18 protein-coding genes are annotated in these 15,523 nt (G+C 60.3%); 5 read left to right on the top strand and 13 right to left on the bottom strand.

Translation table 11 applies throughout. The annotated features are described in order from the left end of the window. Positions 1 to 2: 2 nt before the first annotated feature. Positions 3 to 500, top strand: a complete 498-nt coding sequence (locus tag Q5Y75_RS22690) for a flagellar basal body-associated FliL family protein (protein WP_306201849.1) — start codon at positions 3 to 5, stop codon at positions 498 to 500. Here Q5Y75_RS22690 and Q5Y75_RS22685 read toward each other — a convergent pair. The 10 genes from Q5Y75_RS22685 to Q5Y75_RS22640 all read right to left on the bottom strand — a co-directional run bounded on the left by Q5Y75_RS22685 (position 494) and on the right by Q5Y75_RS22640 (position 10,205). Next, on the bottom strand, positions 494 to 925 hold the full coding sequence (locus Q5Y75_RS22685) for a hypothetical protein (RefSeq protein ID WP_306201847.1): 432 nt from the start codon (positions 923 to 925) through the stop codon (positions 494 to 496). The genes Q5Y75_RS22690 and Q5Y75_RS22685 overlap by 7 nt on opposite strands. Continuing rightward, entirely contained in the window at positions 922 to 2,010 is a 1,089-nt protein-coding gene (gene flhB, locus Q5Y75_RS22680) for a flagellar type III secretion system protein FlhB (RefSeq protein WP_306201845.1), read from the bottom strand. The genes Q5Y75_RS22685 and flhB overlap by 4 nt, the downstream gene beginning before the upstream one ends. Continuing rightward, complete coding sequence (locus tag Q5Y75_RS22675; protein ID WP_306201843.1) at positions 2,007 to 2,765, bottom strand: flagellar biosynthetic protein FliR; 759 nt, start codon at positions 2,763 to 2,765, stop codon at positions 2,007 to 2,009. The genes flhB and Q5Y75_RS22675 overlap by 4 nt, the downstream gene beginning before the upstream one ends. Next, on the bottom strand, positions 2,765 to 4,852 hold the full coding sequence (gene flhA / locus Q5Y75_RS22670) for a flagellar biosynthesis protein FlhA (protein ID WP_306201841.1): 2,088 nt from the start codon (positions 4,850 to 4,852) through the stop codon (positions 2,765 to 2,767). The genes Q5Y75_RS22675 and flhA overlap by 1 nt, the downstream gene beginning before the upstream one ends. A gap of 10 nt (positions 4,853 to 4,862) precedes the next feature. After that, complete coding sequence (locus Q5Y75_RS22665) at positions 4,863 to 5,564, bottom strand: transglycosylase SLT domain-containing protein (protein ID WP_306201839.1); 702 nt, start codon at positions 5,562 to 5,564, stop codon at positions 4,863 to 4,865. A 73-nt stretch (positions 5,565 to 5,637) separates the two neighbouring features. Beyond that, on the bottom strand, positions 5,638 to 7,782 hold the full coding sequence (locus Q5Y75_RS22660) for a hypothetical protein (RefSeq protein ID WP_306201836.1): 2,145 nt from the start codon (positions 7,780 to 7,782) through the stop codon (positions 5,638 to 5,640). After that, positions 7,779 to 8,648 carry a flagellar motor stator protein MotA gene (gene motA, locus Q5Y75_RS22655; RefSeq protein WP_306201834.1) on the bottom strand — a complete coding sequence of 290 codons (870 nt, stop codon included), beginning with the start codon at positions 8,646 to 8,648 and terminating at the stop codon, positions 7,779 to 7,781. Before motA ends, Q5Y75_RS22660 begins: the two co-directional genes overlap by 4 nt. Before the next feature lie 31 nt (positions 8,649 to 8,679). Beyond that, complete coding sequence (locus Q5Y75_RS22650; RefSeq protein ID WP_306201832.1) at positions 8,680 to 9,288, bottom strand: MotE family protein; 609 nt, start codon at positions 9,286 to 9,288, stop codon at positions 8,680 to 8,682. Continuing rightward, positions 9,285 to 9,689, bottom strand: a complete 405-nt coding sequence (locus tag Q5Y75_RS22645; RefSeq protein WP_306201830.1) for a hypothetical protein — start codon at positions 9,687 to 9,689, stop codon at positions 9,285 to 9,287. The genes Q5Y75_RS22650 and Q5Y75_RS22645 overlap by 4 nt, the downstream gene beginning before the upstream one ends. Before the next feature lie 9 nt (positions 9,690 to 9,698). Continuing rightward, complete coding sequence (locus Q5Y75_RS22640; protein WP_306201828.1) at positions 9,699 to 10,205, bottom strand: flagellar basal body-associated FliL family protein; 507 nt, start codon at positions 10,203 to 10,205, stop codon at positions 9,699 to 9,701. Between the two features lie 119 nt (positions 10,206 to 10,324). Here Q5Y75_RS22640 and fliF point away from each other — a divergent pair, with 119 nt between their 5' ends. The 4 genes from fliF to fliP are packed head-to-tail and all read left to right on the top strand — an operon-like array spanning position 10,325 to position 13,545. Next, positions 10,325 to 11,932: a flagellar basal-body MS-ring/collar protein FliF gene (gene fliF, locus Q5Y75_RS22635; RefSeq protein ID WP_306201826.1), complete on the top strand. Its 1,608-nt coding sequence runs from the start codon at positions 10,325 to 10,327 to the stop codon at positions 11,930 to 11,932. Next, positions 11,932 to 12,531: an ABC transporter ATP-binding protein gene (locus Q5Y75_RS22630; protein ID WP_306201824.1), complete on the top strand. Its 600-nt coding sequence runs from the start codon at positions 11,932 to 11,934 to the stop codon at positions 12,529 to 12,531. The genes fliF and Q5Y75_RS22630 overlap by 1 nt, the downstream gene beginning before the upstream one ends. Further along, complete coding sequence (locus Q5Y75_RS22625) at positions 12,524 to 12,811, top strand: FliM/FliN family flagellar motor switch protein (RefSeq protein ID WP_306201822.1); 288 nt, start codon at positions 12,524 to 12,526, stop codon at positions 12,809 to 12,811. Before Q5Y75_RS22630 ends, Q5Y75_RS22625 begins: the two co-directional genes overlap by 8 nt. After that, positions 12,808 to 13,545, top strand: a complete 738-nt coding sequence (gene fliP, locus Q5Y75_RS22620) for a flagellar type III secretion system pore protein FliP (RefSeq protein ID WP_306201820.1) — start codon at positions 12,808 to 12,810, stop codon at positions 13,543 to 13,545. Before Q5Y75_RS22625 ends, fliP begins: the two co-directional genes overlap by 4 nt. Here fliP and Q5Y75_RS22615 read toward each other — a convergent pair. From Q5Y75_RS22615 to Q5Y75_RS22605, 3 genes are read right to left on the bottom strand one after another with little or no spacing between them, the layout of a single operon-like run. Further along, positions 13,542 to 14,540, bottom strand: a complete 999-nt coding sequence (locus Q5Y75_RS22615; RefSeq protein ID WP_306201818.1) for a LacI family DNA-binding transcriptional regulator — start codon at positions 14,538 to 14,540, stop codon at positions 13,542 to 13,544. The genes fliP and Q5Y75_RS22615 overlap by 4 nt on opposite strands. A gap of 5 nt (positions 14,541 to 14,545) precedes the next feature. Continuing rightward, positions 14,546 to 14,746 carry a hypothetical protein gene (locus Q5Y75_RS22610; RefSeq protein ID WP_306201817.1) on the bottom strand — a complete coding sequence of 67 codons (201 nt, stop codon included), beginning with the start codon at positions 14,744 to 14,746 and terminating at the stop codon, positions 14,546 to 14,548. Further along, complete coding sequence (locus Q5Y75_RS22605; RefSeq protein ID WP_306201905.1) at positions 14,743 to 15,522, bottom strand: ATP-binding cassette domain-containing protein; 780 nt, start codon at positions 15,520 to 15,522, stop codon at positions 14,743 to 14,745. Before Q5Y75_RS22605 ends, Q5Y75_RS22610 begins: the two co-directional genes overlap by 4 nt. Position 15,523 lies beyond the last annotated feature (1 nt).

Raw genomic sequence — 15,523 nt, 5'->3', positions numbered from 1 at the left:
TCATGCGTAAATTGCTTTTGTTCATACTGCCGTTGGTTGGGATTGCGCTCGGGGTCTTTGCCGGGACCGCGCTGACCGGAGGGCAGAAGGAGGCGAAGGTCGAAACCGAACAGGATGTTCCAGAAAAGAAGAAAGAGAAATCCAAGTCGAAGTCTGAGGGCACATCAGGCGATCACGAGTTCCTCAAGATGAGTAAGCAGTTCGTGGTTCCACTCCTGGATGGCGAGCATTTGGCGGGCCTGGCCAATCTGGCGCTGAGCCTCGAAGTGGCACCGGGCACAAGCGAGCCGTTTTATGCACGTGAACCCAAGCTGCGGGATGCTTTCCTGCAGGTTCTGTTCGACCATGCCAATACCGGCGGTTTCGATGGGGCCTTCACGATGTCGGGCAAGCTGGACCCGCTGCGGCAGGCCCTGTTGGATGCCGCCCAGCACGAATTGGGTCCTGATGTGGTGCATGCGGTTCTGATCGTGGATATCGCCCGGCAGGACAATTACTGAGTGGACACATCACGGTTTTTGGGCGCGCAGATAACCGCCAATTGTTCCAATTGAGCGGTTTTGGCTACGCCAAGTTCATGCTTTTGGCGCAAAATGTTTGACTTGTTCAATGCCTTAAGCGCTGTTTGGCGCGCAAAAGCCTTGCGCATCTGGTCGTCGAGATTTTGCCTCTGGGCTCGAATCTGCGCCAGTTCGGTATTCAAGACCGCCGCCATCTGTCCTGCCCAGCTTTCCCAACGGGCATGCGCACCACTTTGGGCATAGCCGCTATCAGTCTCGCAAGCGCGCCGGCTATGCCCTGCCAACTCGGCCAGGCGGTGACTGATGGCTGCCTCGCGTTCAACAAGAGACCTGATCTTTTCATATTCGAGAAGATACTGAGCTTCGCTCGCTCGAACCAATCTGTCGAGACTTCCAGCCTTCAATGGACCCGCCCCCTGGCTTTCTTGCGCATTTTCTCGGCGAACCGGATCGCGGCTGCGACCGCCTGATAATGCGCGGCGTCGATTTCCTGTCCGATCTCGACACTGGCATGCAGGCTGCGTGCGGCTGGCGGGTCGGAATGGATCGGCACCCCCGACGAGATCGCGGTTTCACGAATGACCGCCGCGATTTCATCAACGCCCTTTGCAACACAGATCGGCGCGGATCCCGGCAGGCGTGACCATTTCAAAGCCACTGCGAAATGGGTGGGGTTCACGATCACCACATCTGCATCGGGAACATCCTGAATCATCTGATTCATCGCGATTTCCTGGCCACGCTGGCGGCGGCTGTTCTTCATATGCGGATCACCATCGGATTCCTTCATCTCGTCGGTGAACTCCTTTCGGGTCATTCGGTTCTTGCGCAGATGCTCGGCGCGCTGCCACAGGAAGTCGATACTTCCGATCGCCAGCGCGATCACGAAAACGATCATCAGGAATTGCAGTACCGTCGCCATCATCACCACCACGGCTGGGCGGGCACCAGCGGCGCCCGAGGTCAGAATGGCGTTCAGATCCGCTTTCAGAAACAGCGCCAGGCAAAGCCCATAGGTCACCAGCTTAAGAAAGCTCTTGGCGAACTCGAACAACCCGCTGCGGCCGTATTTATTCTTCGCATTTGAGATAAGTGAGATCTTGGACAGTTTCGGTTTGATCTTGGCAGGCGCGACCACAAAGGCTTGCTGTGCGACCACAGACAGGATCACAGCTGCAGCGGGCACCAGAAAAAGCGGCAGAATCGCGACAGTCACAGTCGACAGCACCCCTCCAACAGGTGCCTGTGCCGGGCCGTCAAAGATCATTTGGGACAGCTGATCAGACTGCCCGAGCAGAACGCTCATCGCGGTTCCGGCCTGATCGACCATCGACGCGCCAAAAACAAAGAGGGTCAGAATGAAGCCACCGTAAACCGCCGCGATGTTCAGGTCGGCGGATCGGGCAAGTTCTCCCTTCTCACGCGCTTTCTGCAACTTGCGCGGCGTCGGTTCAAATGACTTGTCTTCCCCGTCCTCGGGACCGCTCATGGTGGTGCTCCCAATGGATCAGCGAGGGTTTGCAGCAAGGCGTCGTGCCATAGCATCAGCAGCAGCGGTGCACCTGCGAATAGCAAAAACAACCCTCCGAAGGTGATGAACGGGGCGCCGACAAAAGCCACCATGAGCTGCGGCATGGCGCGGTTGATCGCCCCAAGAGCCAGATTGTAGACAAGCGATGCGATCACGAACGGGGCCGCCAGCGGTAGCGCGAGCGCGAACATGCGCGCCACCTGGCCTGTGCCCCAGCTTGCCAGATCCTGCGGGGCGATGGCGCTGCCGGTCGGCAGCAGGATGTAGGACTGGATCAGGTATTCCGCCACCCGGACATGCATGCCAAGCACAATCGCGAGGGTGATGCCCGACAAGACCAGAACATGGCCCATTGCGGGCATCGGCTCTGCTGCCATGCCCCCCAGGATTTGCGACAGCGAGGTCGATTGCGCGGCAATGGACCCGGCAGTGTGCAGTGCCAGAACCAGCAATCGCAGCGCCAATCCGAACACAAGACCGGTCAGAATTTCAGCGCCGCCAATGCTCAGAATTTGCGCAAAGCTCAGAATACCCGGGCCCGGGGTGGCCGGCGTGACGATCAGCGAGAAGACCAGTGCGATCGCCAGTTTCACACGTGCCGATAGGGTTCTGTTCCCGAAACCGGGGAACAGCGAAACCGCAGCGCCGACGCGCAGAAACACCATGAGCAGGTGGGTGACTTCGGCACTCAGGCGATCTGACAGGAGTTCCATCAGGCCGCGACAACGCCGACCAGCGAGGGTCGCGCCTCTAGCCCGATTTCCTCGAAGGACAGGACCGGGTTGGCCAGTCCGCGCGCGCGCATGATGGTATGCAGAAACCGCCGCCGTCGGGTGGAGGTCACCAGCGCCGGGAAAACACCCTGCCGCGAGCTTTGATCGAACTGCTCGGTGACCCCTTCGCCGAGGCGACTGAAGAGATCGGGCGGCAATGCGATGTCATGGCCGGACGGCACCCCGTCAAGTTGGTAGCTGGTAAAGGTATCCTCCCACTCCGGGGCAAGTTGAACCAGCGGGATGGTCCCATCCTCGCGTTTCATCTCTGCCACCAGCTGGAAGCCGAGGCGCTGGCGCACCATCTCGCAGATGCTTTCCGGCTGAGTGGTCGATACCCGCGCCTCGGCTAGCGTTTCCAGGATCAGCGGCATATTTCTGATCGAGACCCTCTCTTCTAGCAGCAGGCGCAACACCGAGTGCAGGCAGTCGATCGGCACTTTGTCGGGGATCAACTCATCCAGCATCTTGCGGTTCGCCTCGGCGCGGGTGGCGTCGCTGAGCTGGGTCATCTCAGACAGCAGGCGACGCAGGGATTTCAGGGTCAGGAGGCGTGCGAAGTTCTGCTTGATCACCTCAAGCAGGTGAGTGGCGAGGATTTCGGGCGGGGTAACAAGCGTTGCCCCGGCCACTGCTGCGGCATCCTGATCCTTGGGTGCAATCCAGCGCGCCGGGGCACCATAAACCGGTTCTGCGACATCAGGTCCGCTGGGCAGTGCGTCGGCTCCATCGGGCACCAGCGCCAGCACCAGATCGGGATGCAGCACCCCCCGGACCTGTTCGACCCCTTGCACTTTGATGATGTAGGTGCCCGCAGGCAGTTCGGCCTTATCCGTCAACCGAATGTCCGGCAGGATCAGCCCATAGACCGAAGCCACATGATTGCGCATATTGGCGATCCGCGCGTCCAGCCCGGTCCCCGGATCCAGCACCATCGCAACCAGATCAGGGGCAAACTCCAGATGCACGTCGTCAAGGTCCAGAATGTCAGCGAGCGACATGCGCGGTGCGTCTTGTTGTACTTCTTCTTCGGTAGTGGTCGGGTCCGATGCGAGCGCGGCCTTTAGATGCATTTTGCGCGCGGCAAATCCCAACACCGCACCGCCTAGAATGAAGGGCAGAAACGGAAGGCCGGGCATCAGCGCAAAAAGCGCCATCAGCACGGCAACTGTCGCCAACGCGGCGGGGTGTCGGCTCAATTGTGCAAGCAGGGCTGTATCGGTTGCGCCTTGGGTTCCGCCGCGCGCCAGAAGCAACGCCGATGCGATGGAAATGATCACCGCCGGGATCTGCGACACCAACCCGTCTCCGACCGTCAGGATCGCATAGCTTTCAAACGCAGAAGAGACGGGCATGTCATGCACGACGATGCCCATGATCAGGCCCATGATCAGATTGAGCAGGGTGATCAGCAGGCCCGCCACCGCATCACCCTTGACGAATTTCGACGCCCCATCCAGCGAGCCAAAGAATGTGGTTTCCTGTTGTTCTCGCTCGCGCCGCTCCTTGGCTTCGGTATGGTCGATCGCACCAGCGGACATATCGCTGTCAATTGCCAGCTGTTTGCCGGGCATACCGTCCAACGCAAAGCGCGCGCCAACTTCGGCCATGCGCGCGGCACCTTTTGTGATCACCATGAAATTGACGATCAGCAGAACACCAAACACCACGAGGCCCAGAAAGATGCTGCCGCCCATGACAAAATGAGCAAACCCTTCAATCACGCCGCCCGCCGCGCCGGTACCCGTGTGACCCTCGCCGATGATCAGTTTGGTCGAGGACACGTTGAGCGACAGGCGCAGCATGAGCGACGCCAGCAGGATGGTGGGGAAGGACGAAAAATCCAGTGGTCGTTCGATGAATAGCGTGATGGTGAAGATCAGGATTGCCAGTGCAAAAGACGCGGCCAGACCGATATCCAGGATCCAGGCGGGCATCGGCAGGATCATCATGACGATCACTGCCATGAGCGAAAGCGCCAGCAAAACCGTCGGGCTGAACAGGGCGCTACTGCTTATTTTCGGCATGGGCGAGTCCTCAATTCAGTGCAAGAAAAGACGCGCCCGTGCCGACACCTGTCGGCACCAGCGAACCCAGTTGCGGCGATGTGCCCTGGGTCAGCGGCAGGGCTGCCTGAATGGAGCGCTTTGACGCCATGTGTTGCCGATCCTTAGCCGAGCCATCGGGCAATTTCGCCTCCACCTCCCTGAAGCGCGCGGCATATTGCTCTGCCCGCCATTGCGTGCGCGAGTGATAGGCGCCAGCGGCAGCGGTCCAGTTGCGAAACTCCCTGTGCAGGTCCAGCAGAAACCGGGCGGCGTGATCGGCGTTCTTTTGCGGATCGAACATCTCCTCAATCGAGCGGAACTTGTTGCCGTGCCAGCGGTAGTTGATCTGGAAACAACCCACATCGAAATTGCGCGCGCCGTTCACGAAATGCTTGAACACAAAGCTCTGAGCCTCATGCCGCGTCTGGAACCAGTACCCTTTGCCGCTGATGTTGATCGCCCAGGGCCAGGGGGCCAAAGCCCCGTCTCTGGTTCGGCCCGTCTCAACCCGGGTGATCGCCAGCATGACGGATTCGGGCACGCCATATCTTTGCGCGGCGCCAATCGCTGCTCGGTCACATTGCGCCGCAAACTGCCCCGGGCGCAGGGCGGTCGCCGGTGTGGCGTATAGCCCGAGTACAAAAACGAATAAAAGAAGGCCGCTTGCCGCTGGCTTTGTGTCGATGGACATTCTGTGAAACCGTCTGAACATTCTGTTCTGTCACGCTAATGCGGCGGAATTGATAATTCGTAACCGGCCGAGGTCAGGGGCGTTCAATGACTGCAAGCAGGTCTTCGATCCGGGTACGGGCGTCGCGCGCCGTTTCTGCGACCGCTTGCGCCGCGCCCAATGTCGGGGTGTCCGGTACGGCGGGTTCTTGCGACAGGCCGATCGATAGCTGCCCCGCTTCTCGATACACCGGGCTGGCCCCTTCCGGGATCGCGGCCCATTCTTCGCTGAGCCAAAGCGACCGCGCTGCTGCGTCCGCTTCACCCAATTCCTGATAAAGTGCTGCCGCCGGGACAAGTTCGTTGCTCATGGCAAGTGCCTCCGCCCGAAGGCGCTGTGCCTCTTCGCCATCGGCATTCGACAATTCAAGCAAGGCCCGGCGCGGCAATCCTGCATCCAATGCGGACTGGGCGCGCAGCAAACTTGCTGCCATCGGAGATCCCGCCGATTTTGGCAATTCCAGGTATTTCATGGCCTGTTCGGAGAAACCCAGTTGCTGCAAGCGACGCGCCACCGCAATGCGCAGCTTTGTGTCCAGTGTCTGGATATGTGCTGTGGATTGATCGGTCGCGTTGACAAGGAAAGCGATATCCGCTGCGTTTTCTACCAGCAAGGTCAGGGATTTCTGGCGCAGTTCGGTCACCTCTGCCGTGTCTGTCGCGTGCCGCATTTCCGGATGGCCGAACGCCTCATCAAAATTTCCGCTCAGCGCGAGGGCGAGGATGTGGGCTTGCCACAATCTTGGACCCAGATCCGATCCTATGAATTCCTGCGCGAAGGCCGCAGCGAGCATCACGTTTTCCTCGTCTACGCCAAGGCGGTTCTCCCAGGCCGTTTCAACCAGTTCGATCAGCGCGATGGGTGCCTCTGGTGGATCCGACCTGTCGCTGATCACCTCTTTGAGCTGGGTCATTTCCTGCCCGGCATTCCCGGCGGCCTCGGACAGCTTCGCTTGGACCATCCGAGCCGCGACGTCTACGGGACTGGGCGTCGCGCGCCGCATCATGATCTGTGCCATGTCGGTCTTGCCAGCCTCGACCAGAGAGCCCGCCGCGCGGGGGCCCAGATGGCCGCGCAAATGTTCCGGCAAAGAGAAAAAGCCGTTCAATATCGCCTCGACGTCGGCGTCATCGGCCAGTTCCTGGTCAGCTAACAAGGCCCAAAATGCGACCAACCCCTCGCAGGCTTGCTGACCGGCAAAGACCGGGCGCGCGGAATGCGGCCGCTCGTCGATCACCATAGCGATGGAGGCCAGCTCCGGGACCTGATCGGCGCTGGTCGGGTCCAACCCAAGCGTTGCGGCAGCCTCCGCTCCGAAGCCGAGATAGAGTTGCGATTTTGCAAGCTGTCGCACTGCGGCGTGATCAAGGCGATCGAATTCGCCGTAAATCTGCAATGTCATTTCGCCCAAACTGGCATAAGTCGAATCGTCGCCCCACTTGCCGATATCCAGGCGGCCATCTTTCACGCACCGGGTCTGCCGAAGCTGCGCCGAAATGCCATCAAGGACCCCGTCCAGGTCGCGATCTATGACTGTGGTGGCTCGGACATTCGCCGTCCGATTGTCCAGCACTCTCTTCAGAGCTTGCAACTGATCCAGGCCGGATTGCGCGCGGTGATCGGCCGTTGGGGCAAGAAGACCCTGTGCAATCGCGCGATCCACCTGTGACTGAATCGCCGCCCCCTCCACTGCGACAACCGGGGCAGCGGCCTCTTTGCGAGGTGCTCTCGCCCGCTTAATCTTGGGCGGGATTTCGATATCGGGTTGTTGGAGCAGGCCAAAAACGATCGGCAGTTCGACTTTTTCTACGACGACCGGTCGACCGGGCCGAATGTCGAGGACCAGCAAGGTATTGCCCTCTTCGAAGGCCGTCACCAAACATTCGCAGTTCAGTTCCAGCATCAGAGGCGCACCTTCGGCAGCTTGCTCAATCTGTTTCAGCCGGTTGCGACCGATCCGCGAAAACACCTCGCTGACGTCAAAAGTGATGGATGGCGTATCCAGGGTCAGTCGGGCGACGTTGCCGATCTGATCAATTTCCCACCGCGCGCCGGTCCGCAGACCGACCGTCAAACGCGTGAAGGTTCCATGGTCCCCTGACCTCACCACCACTGGTTCCGCCTGCAAAGCTCCGGCTAGGAAGATGGCACTCAATCCGCAGGCGACTGCGCGGATCATGCCGCCCCCTGCTTTATTGATTTGAGAGCTTCTTCCAGATCTGCAAAGTCGGGCCGGTAATGTGCGGGCGTATTCTGCCGACCCACTTCGATGCAGATGCTTGCCGCGTGGTTGTGCAGATTTGCCACCAGAACCTCGCGGATTAGCTGATAAAAGTGGCTGTCCTCCTCGACCACCGCCTTGACCTTGGCAGCAAAGGGGCCGACCAGACCATAGGCCAGAAAAACGCCCAGAAAAGTCCCGACCAACGCGCCGCCAATCAGCTTGCCCAGAACCTCGGGCGGCTGATCGATCGAGCCCATGGTCTTGATCACGCCCAGAACGGCGGCAACGATGCCAAGGGCAGGCAGGCCGTCGGCCATGGTCTGCAGGGCATGGCTTGAGAGCAATGCATGATGCAGATTGGCCTCCATACGTTTTTCCAGAACCTCTTCGACCTGATGAGGGTCGTCATAATTCATCGATGCCGAGCGCAGCGTGTCGCAGATAAGTGCGACCGCCTCATTATCGGCCTGAATTTTCGGGTATTTCGAGAACAACGCCGATGCTTGTGGATCTTCGATATGCTGTTCCAGATCGACCGGGCTCTGCTTGGCAATGCGGATCAGGGCAAAGAGCAGGCAGAGCAACTCGCGGTAATCCTCGGGCTTCCATTTGACGCCTTTGAACACCTTGCCGATGTCCTGAAGCGTGTGTTTGATGCCCCCTTTGTCGTTGCTGATCAGAAAGGCACCAATCGCCGCGCCCCCGATCATCATCATCTCGAACGGGAGCGATTTGAGGATGATGGTCATCTTGCCGCCCGCAGCAAGGTAGCCGCCAAAAACCATCGCAAAAATGATGACGATTCCAAGAATTCCAATCATGCGAAACCTCCGATCTTGTACATCAGGCGACTCATTCTCTGGGGACGGATGTGTTGCGGCTGGCGAGGACGACACTGACCGTATACGCCGCCGTCGGGCTGAGCCCGGACATCACCTTGGCCGCGGATTCCGGTGTCATTCGGGCCAGGAAACCGGCCGCAAAGGCGGGGTCCATCTCTTCGAAGAGCGCGGCGGTCTCTTTCGGTTTCATGTTCTCGTACACCTCGGTCAGGATGCCCAGATCGCCTTCGGCGGCGCCGTCCGCCAAGGCCAGGGTCTGGCGCAAGGCCTCTTCGGCTGCGGTGAGCTCGACCAACCTCGCCTCAATTGCACGCTCGGCGATGTCCAGCGCCTTGAGGCGATCCTCAAGCTGCGTTTCGCGCCGCGCGATTCGGGTCTCACGCTCTGCAAATGCGGCAAGCACAGGCTGCAGGTGGGCCTCCGTTGCGAGCGCGGGAGCCGCCCTGGACCCGTCCCCATCTTTCCCTGTCTCTTCTGCTGTGATCTCGCGCGCGATAGCCGGACCAGCATGCAGGCCGATTCGCACCATTGCTGAGCCAAGCAGGAACAGCGTGATCAGAAACAGAGTACCGACCCGAGCACGGCGAGGTTCGAGCGGTGGTTTGACGAAGCCCGTCATGACGCCGCCTCTTCAACACCTTGCGCGGTGCGCTGAAACATCAAGCCCGGCGCGGGCGTCTTATTGGTTTTCGGGGAAGGGGAGGGTGCGGGAGCTTGAACCGGCGCCTCTTCGGCGGGTGCAACATCTTGAAAGGACGCGATCAAAAGCTCCAATCGATGCGCAACTGATTCGGACTTGCGAGTCAGCTCTTGCAATTCGGCACCGGAGCTTCCAGCGGCGGCACGGGCCGTATCGACTATCTTGGTCAAGTCCTCGACCTGCGCGGACAGGACCGCGACCGCCCCCCCGACCCCTTTTTCCAGATCGCTGAACCGCTTCAACCGTCGCGACAGAATGAAACAGTAAAATCCTGCACCAAATGCGCCGGCGGCCAGTAGAATATCGGCAATTACCTGCACCTGCCCCTCCTAGTTCAAGATGAATTCCATGACGAGCAGGTCGCGGACCTGCCCTTCGCCGCTGACAATCGACAGACGGCGCAACAGCTGTGCACGCAGCCGTGGCAAGGCCAGCGGGTCCTGCAATTCTGCCAGCGAAAGCGCCCTGAGATAGCTGTTCATCACGTTGACCAGACGCGGAATGATCGCCTCGACCTCGGGCTGGTACTTGGTCTCGACCTCAACCTGCGCATGAAAGCGCAGATGCCGTGTGCCGCTTGTGCTGTCGAGCGAGATGAGAACCGGAGGCAGATCGACAAAAGCGACCTTGACCGCCTTGTAACCCTTTGATGGATTATCCTTGGCATCTGTGGCGGCATGTTCGGGTTTCTTTCCGCCAAGCAGTGGCACCTTCCCCGAACTGGCCAGATAAAATCCCCCCCCCCCGCCAACCACGGTCAGCAAGATCGCCAGCACGAGTCCCATCTTTCCGGACTTCGGTGGCTCTTCGGCATCTTCTGCTGTGGCGTCTGTCATGGGTCGGTTCCCGAATTGTTCGCAACAATCCATACCCGCTCAGGGACTAACCGAATGTTAAGCGCCACCCGCAATAAGTGTGAACGAGCCAGACAGGATGTCGGCAAACGGAGGATAGGGTGCAGCAGATCGGAAGCGTCTGGGCGGGTCTCGACAAACGAAAGCAACTATTGGCGATTGCGGCCATTGTCGCCATGGCCGTCACCATTTTCGGGCTGGTTCGAATCAGCACAACGCCATCCATGGCGTTGCTCTATGCCGATCTCGAAACCGGGGCGGCGGGCGAGGTGGTGCGCGCGCTGGAACAGGAAGGCGTGACTTATGAGGTCAAGGCGGGCGCGATTTACGTGCCCTCCGGCCAGCGCGATCAGTTGCGCCTGACCTTGGCAAGCGAGGGGCTGCCCGCAAATGGCGGGCGCGGGTACGAATTGCTCGATTCGCTCAACGGGTTCGGCACGACGTCGCGCATGTTCGACGCCGCTTATTGGCGCGCGAAAGAGGGCGAGCTGGCCCGCACAATTGTCGCCGGGCCGCATGTCAGCCAGGCGCGCGTACATATCGCAAACAACATGGGCGAGCCGTTCCGACGGGATGCAGAGACAACCGCATCGGTGTTCATCACCTCAGCAAATGGGCAGGTTCAGCCTGGACAAGCGGATGCGATTCGCTACCTCGTGGCCTCGGCGGTTAACGGACTGAATGTCGAGAATGTTGCGGTCATCGATGCGGCTGGCGGGTTGATCGGCGAGGCCGATGCCAACCCACAAACCGACACATCCGATGCCCGTGCCGACCGGCTGCGCGAACGCGTATTGCGGCTGATCGAGGCACGCGTCGGGCGCGGAAATGCGGTGGTCGAGGTCAGTGTGGATACGGTAACCGAACAGGAATCGGTGCGGGAGCGACGTTTCGATCCCAACGGGCGCGTGGCCATCAGTACCGATCTGGAAGAGCGCTCGGACTCCGCGTCGAACCAATCCAATGACGTCACCGTTGCCTCGAACCTGCCGGACGGCGACGCCGCCGGAGAGGATTCGTCGAAATCGCTCGCCAATTCCACGCGCGAGCGGGTGAATTACGAGGTGTCAGAGACCGAGACCGAAATCCTGCGCCTGCCCGGCGCGGTCAAGCGGCTCAGCGTGGCGGTTCTGGTTAACGAAACGACAAGCACCGGCGCGGACGGAGGGCTTGCCGGTGCGCCGCGACCCGCGGAGGAATTGGAAGCGATGCGCGAGCTTGTCGCTTCGGCCGTGGGGTTTGACGCCGAACGCGGTGACGTCATAACGATCAAGTCGATGCAATTGCCCGTCCCGACCCCCGAGGGAACCGAAGCCATTGCCCCATCCTTCCTGCAAAGTCTGGGGTTGCGGACCATGCCGCTGGTCCAGATGGCGTTCCTGTCGCTGGTTCTGCTGGGGCTTGGCGCCTTTGTCATCCGTCCGATTCTGACCAGCTCGGCGGCCTTGCCAGCGCCGCAACTGGCGCTGAACTCTGAACCGGGGGCGTCGATTGCCGCTGACCCGCCCGCACTGACCGGAGAGGTTCAGGCCGCAGATGCCCCGCAGGGATCGGCCCAGGTCGCGCTTGCAGCGACGACGGATGTCTCGGCCCTACCAAATCAGGCCGAGAAGCCGGTCGATCGCCTGCGCGAGCTGGTCGGTGACCGCCAGGATGAATCGGTCGAGATTCTGCGCAGCTGGCTTGAGGAAAGCCGGGGGAACGCCTGATGTCCATCGCGCATCTGCTTGAAGATTTCGACCAGAACCTGTCGCCTGAAGGGACGGTTCAACTCCTGTCTGCGCAACAGCTAGAAGACCAGCGCCGGGCGGCGTTCGAACAGGGATATGCTGCCGGGTTGGACGATGCCGGGGCGGCGCAAACCGCTGAACAGGGTCGTATTTCGGCTGATCTGGCACAGTCGCTGCAGGATCTGGGGTTCACCTATCAGGAGGCGCTGGAGCAGATGGTGGCCTCGCTGGAGCCCATGTTCCAAAGCCTTATGAACACCGTCCTGCCCGAAACCATCGAGCGGAGTTTCGTCCATCGCATCGTCGCACAATTGACCGAGATGGCGCGCGATCAGGCGGGCCAACCGGCGATCGTTACCGTTCCCGCTGGTGCGGCTGAAACACTTACGCCCGCACTGGATGCCGAGTTCTCGTTTCCGGTCGAGATGATCGAAGACGCGTCACTGCCGCAGGGACAGGCCAGCCTGCGCATCGGCAGAGACGAACGCGAATTGGACTGCACCGCCCTACTGGACGCCATTTCCGAGGCGACCGAAGCCTTCCTGCATCATGCCAAGACGGAGACACGACATGGATGATCCGCACGCCACAAAGCCCGATTTCACCGGGCCATTCACCTCGGTCCCGGTCGAGATCACTGTCTCGGTCGGGCGCGCGCGTCCGCTGGTGCGGGATCTGATCGGATTGGGTGAAAACGCCATCCTGACCCTCGACAAACGGGTCGAGGACCCGGTGGAGCTGTTTGTGGGAGACCAGTTGGTCGCACGCGGTCAGCTTGAAGAGTTGGACGGCGATCAGGGCGGGCAATTGGCGGTCAGGCTGATCGAGATCGTCACAGTCCCGGATGGCAAGGAATGAGAGCACGCAACGTCCTGGCGCTGACCCTCCTGTTTGGGACCCTGCTGGCAGGCCCGGCGGCGGCGCAGGAAATCTCGGTCTCGCTGGGCGAGGGCGGGTCGGTCTCTGGGCGCACGATCCAGTTGATTTTGCTGATCACGGTGCTTAGCATCGCGCCGGGGCTGGCGATCATGATCACCTGTTTTCCGTTTCTGGTCACCGTGCTTGCGATCCTTCGGCAGGGCATCGGCTTGCAGCAATCGCCGCCCAATATGCTGATCGTCAGCTTGGCGTTGTTCCTGACCTATTTCGTGATGGAGCCGGTTTTCACCGACGCCTGGCAAAACGCCATCCAGCCACTGATCGACGAACAGATGGAGGTCGAGCCCGCCTTACAGCGCGCGATGGAGCCCTTCAGGGGCTTCATGGCGGCACGGATCGACCCCGAGACGTTTCAGACGCTTGCGGCTCTCAGGCCCGAGGACGTGGCCGAGGCACCAACGCCCGATGCGGCCCTGTCGGTGCTGATCCCGTCTTTCATGCTGTCGGAGATCGCGCGCGCCTTTCAGATCGGATTTCTGGTCTTCATGCCGTTTCTGATCATCGATCTGGTGGTTGCGGCGGTGCTGATGTCGATGGGCATGATGATGGTGCCCCCGGCCTCGGTCGCGCTGCCGTTCAAGCTGGCCTTCTTTGTTGTGGCCGATGGCTGGTCGCTGATTGCCGCCGCACTGGTCCGCAGCTACGCGCCTTAAGGCAAAGGCCGTAATGTGCCGCGTTCGACAACATGGCAATCGAACAGTCGAGCCTCGGGCGGCGGCGTCTCGCCTTCGGCAAGGGTTGCGACCAGATCGATCGAGGCGGCGATGATCTCTGGGAACGGGTTATGAATCGTCGTTAGGTTGATATTGGCCCAGGCGGCCATTTTCATATCGTTCAGACCGAGCAAACCGATATCCTCAGGCACCCGCAATCCCGCCCCCTGCAACGCGGCCAAAGCGCCGATGGACAGAACGTCGTCACCGCAAAAATAAGCCTGCGCCAGTTGTCCCGTCAGCAGGTCCCTCATGCCGTCCAGACCGGCATCAAACGAGTAGTTTTCGGCAAAGCTGGAGGTGACGGAAATGCCGGACTGCGCGGCGATCTCTTGCAGGAAGCCCTTTTCGCGGTCGATGGTGGATGTTGCATCTGCCGGACCGCCAAGAAACCCCAGCTCGGTATATCCCCGCGCAATCAGCGTTTGCGCAGCAAGCCGCCCGGCAGCGATATTATCGATCCCCAGTATGTCCACATTCGGCGTTCTGGTGTGACGGCCAAAGGAATGCACCACCGGCAGACCAGCCTCGCGAAAGGCGGTGGCAAAGCCGGGCGGCAAAGTGGACGAGGCGACGATCACGCCATCGACCGAATATTGGCGCAGCATGCGGACCGAGGTTTCGGGGTCGGTTTCATCGGTCAGATTGACCAGCAAAGGGCGCAAACCCCGGTCCTGCAGGCCACGCGTGAACAGGTCGAAAACCTCAAGAAAGATCGGGTTGTGAAAGTTGTTCGAGACCAGACCGATCATCTTGGTCCGGCCGGTGGTCAGCGATGAGGCCAGCGCATTGGGGCTAAAGCCCAGATCGGACGCGGCCTTCATCACCTTGTTGCGGGTTTTGGCAGACACCGATGCGCCCTCGGTAAAGGTACGCGACACGGCCGAGCGTGACACGCCCGCAAGTTCCGCGACATCTTTCAGCGTAACGGCCATACGCCCTAATCTTCCGGTTTTTTGCCATAGTCAATAGAGGCAAACCGCCAGGCACAAATGGCCGCGAACCCAAGAAAGACCCCAGCCCAAAAGAGAGCGCCCGTGCTCAATTCAAACAAACCCCATCCTGCTGCCACGGCAACCACAGCAACGCGGATCCAGAGCGGTTCAAAGAAAGGGTCCTGAAAATCGACGAGCTTTCTCATGCCACTCCTTCATATTCCGGCCCGGTCTTGGCGCCGGTAATGTAGCTGACCACATCTTCGCCGGTGAAGCTTTCGTTCTTGATGTCAAGATTGGCGCAGATACGGCCCCGACGAAACACGATGATGCGGTCCACCAGATCAAAGACCTGCCGCATGTTGTGGCTGACTAGGATCAACGGCTCACCCGCCTTCTTGAGGGTGCGAACGATGTTCTCAACCTGCGCCGTTTCCTGAACGCCCAGCGCGGCAGTCGGCTCGTCCATAATTGTCAGCTTGGAATGAAAACTGGCCGTGCGTGCGATCGCCACGCATTGGCGCTGACCACCCGACATGTTCTGGATGGTGTTGCGGATGTTGGGGATCTTGACGCCGGTCTTTTCTAGTGCGGCCATCGTATCGGCGCGCATCGCCTTGTAATCCAGCCGCCGGAACGGGCCCAACCAGTTCCACATGGTCTTTTCGCGACCCAGGAACAGATTGTCGGGCACGTCCAGATGATCGGCCAAGGCCAGCGTCTGGAACACGGTTTCGATACCGGCCTCGCGCGCCTCAAGCGGGCCTTTGAAATCGACCTCGTGACCGTCAAAGATGACCGTGCCGCGCGTGCGCTGTTCGACCCCGGTGATCTGGCGGACAAATGTGGATTTGCCCGCCCCGTTATCGCCCATGATCGCCACATGTTCCCCCTTCTTAAGGATGAAATTGGCGTCTTCCAGGGCGTGCACACCGCCGTAATGCTTGGTCAGGCCGCGCGTTTCAAGGATGATGTCACCCATG

The organism is Ruegeria discodermiae (genome assembly GCF_030758345.1).
Lineage (GTDB): Bacteria > Pseudomonadota > Alphaproteobacteria > Rhodobacterales > Rhodobacteraceae > Ruegeria_C.
Note: the sequence above shows the minus strand (reverse complement) of the source record. Positions and strands in the feature narration are given on the sequence as shown.

What these genes read in the sequence shown, in the direction of transcription:
- Q5Y75_RS22625 (WP_306201822.1), top strand. Translation starts at nt 12,524, where the DNA reads ATGGATGATCCGCACGCCACAAAGCCCGATTTCACCGGGCCATTCACC.
- Q5Y75_RS22615 (WP_306201818.1), bottom strand. Translation starts at nt 14,540, where the DNA reads ATGGCCGTTACGCTGAAAGATGTCGCGGAACTTGCGGGCGTGTCACGC.
- motA (WP_306201834.1), bottom strand. Translation starts at nt 8,648, where the DNA reads ATGATTGGAATTCTTGGAATCGTCATCATTTTTGCGATGGTTTTTGGC.
- Q5Y75_RS22640 (WP_306201828.1), bottom strand. Translation starts at nt 10,205, where the DNA reads ATGACAGACGCCACAGCAGAAGATGCCGAAGAGCCACCGAAGTCCGGA.
- Q5Y75_RS22650 (WP_306201832.1), bottom strand. Translation starts at nt 9,288, where the DNA reads ATGACGGGCTTCGTCAAACCACCGCTCGAACCTCGCCGTGCTCGGGTC.
- Q5Y75_RS22605 (WP_306201905.1), bottom strand. Translation starts at nt 15,522, where the DNA reads ATGGGTGACATCATCCTTGAAACGCGCGGCCTGACCAAGCATTACGGC.
- Q5Y75_RS22690 (WP_306201849.1), top strand. Translation starts at nt 3, where the DNA reads ATGCGTAAATTGCTTTTGTTCATACTGCCGTTGGTTGGGATTGCGCTC.
- Q5Y75_RS22610 (WP_306201817.1), bottom strand. Translation starts at nt 14,746, where the DNA reads ATGAGAAAGCTCGTCGATTTTCAGGACCCTTTCTTTGAACCGCTCTGG.
- Q5Y75_RS22660 (WP_306201836.1), bottom strand. Translation starts at nt 7,782, where the DNA reads ATGATCCGCGCAGTCGCCTGCGGATTGAGTGCCATCTTCCTAGCCGGA.
- fliP (WP_306201820.1), top strand. Translation starts at nt 12,808, where the DNA reads ATGAGAGCACGCAACGTCCTGGCGCTGACCCTCCTGTTTGGGACCCTG.
- flhA (WP_306201841.1), bottom strand. Translation starts at nt 4,852, where the DNA reads ATGCCGAAAATAAGCAGTAGCGCCCTGTTCAGCCCGACGGTTTTGCTG.
- Q5Y75_RS22630 (WP_306201824.1), top strand. Translation starts at nt 11,932, where the DNA reads ATGTCCATCGCGCATCTGCTTGAAGATTTCGACCAGAACCTGTCGCCT.
- flhB (WP_306201845.1), bottom strand. Translation starts at nt 2,010, where the DNA reads ATGAGCGGTCCCGAGGACGGGGAAGACAAGTCATTTGAACCGACGCCG.
- Q5Y75_RS22665 (WP_306201839.1), bottom strand. Translation starts at nt 5,564, where the DNA reads ATGTCCATCGACACAAAGCCAGCGGCAAGCGGCCTTCTTTTATTCGTT.
- Q5Y75_RS22675 (WP_306201843.1), bottom strand. Translation starts at nt 2,765, where the DNA reads ATGGAACTCCTGTCAGATCGCCTGAGTGCCGAAGTCACCCACCTGCTC.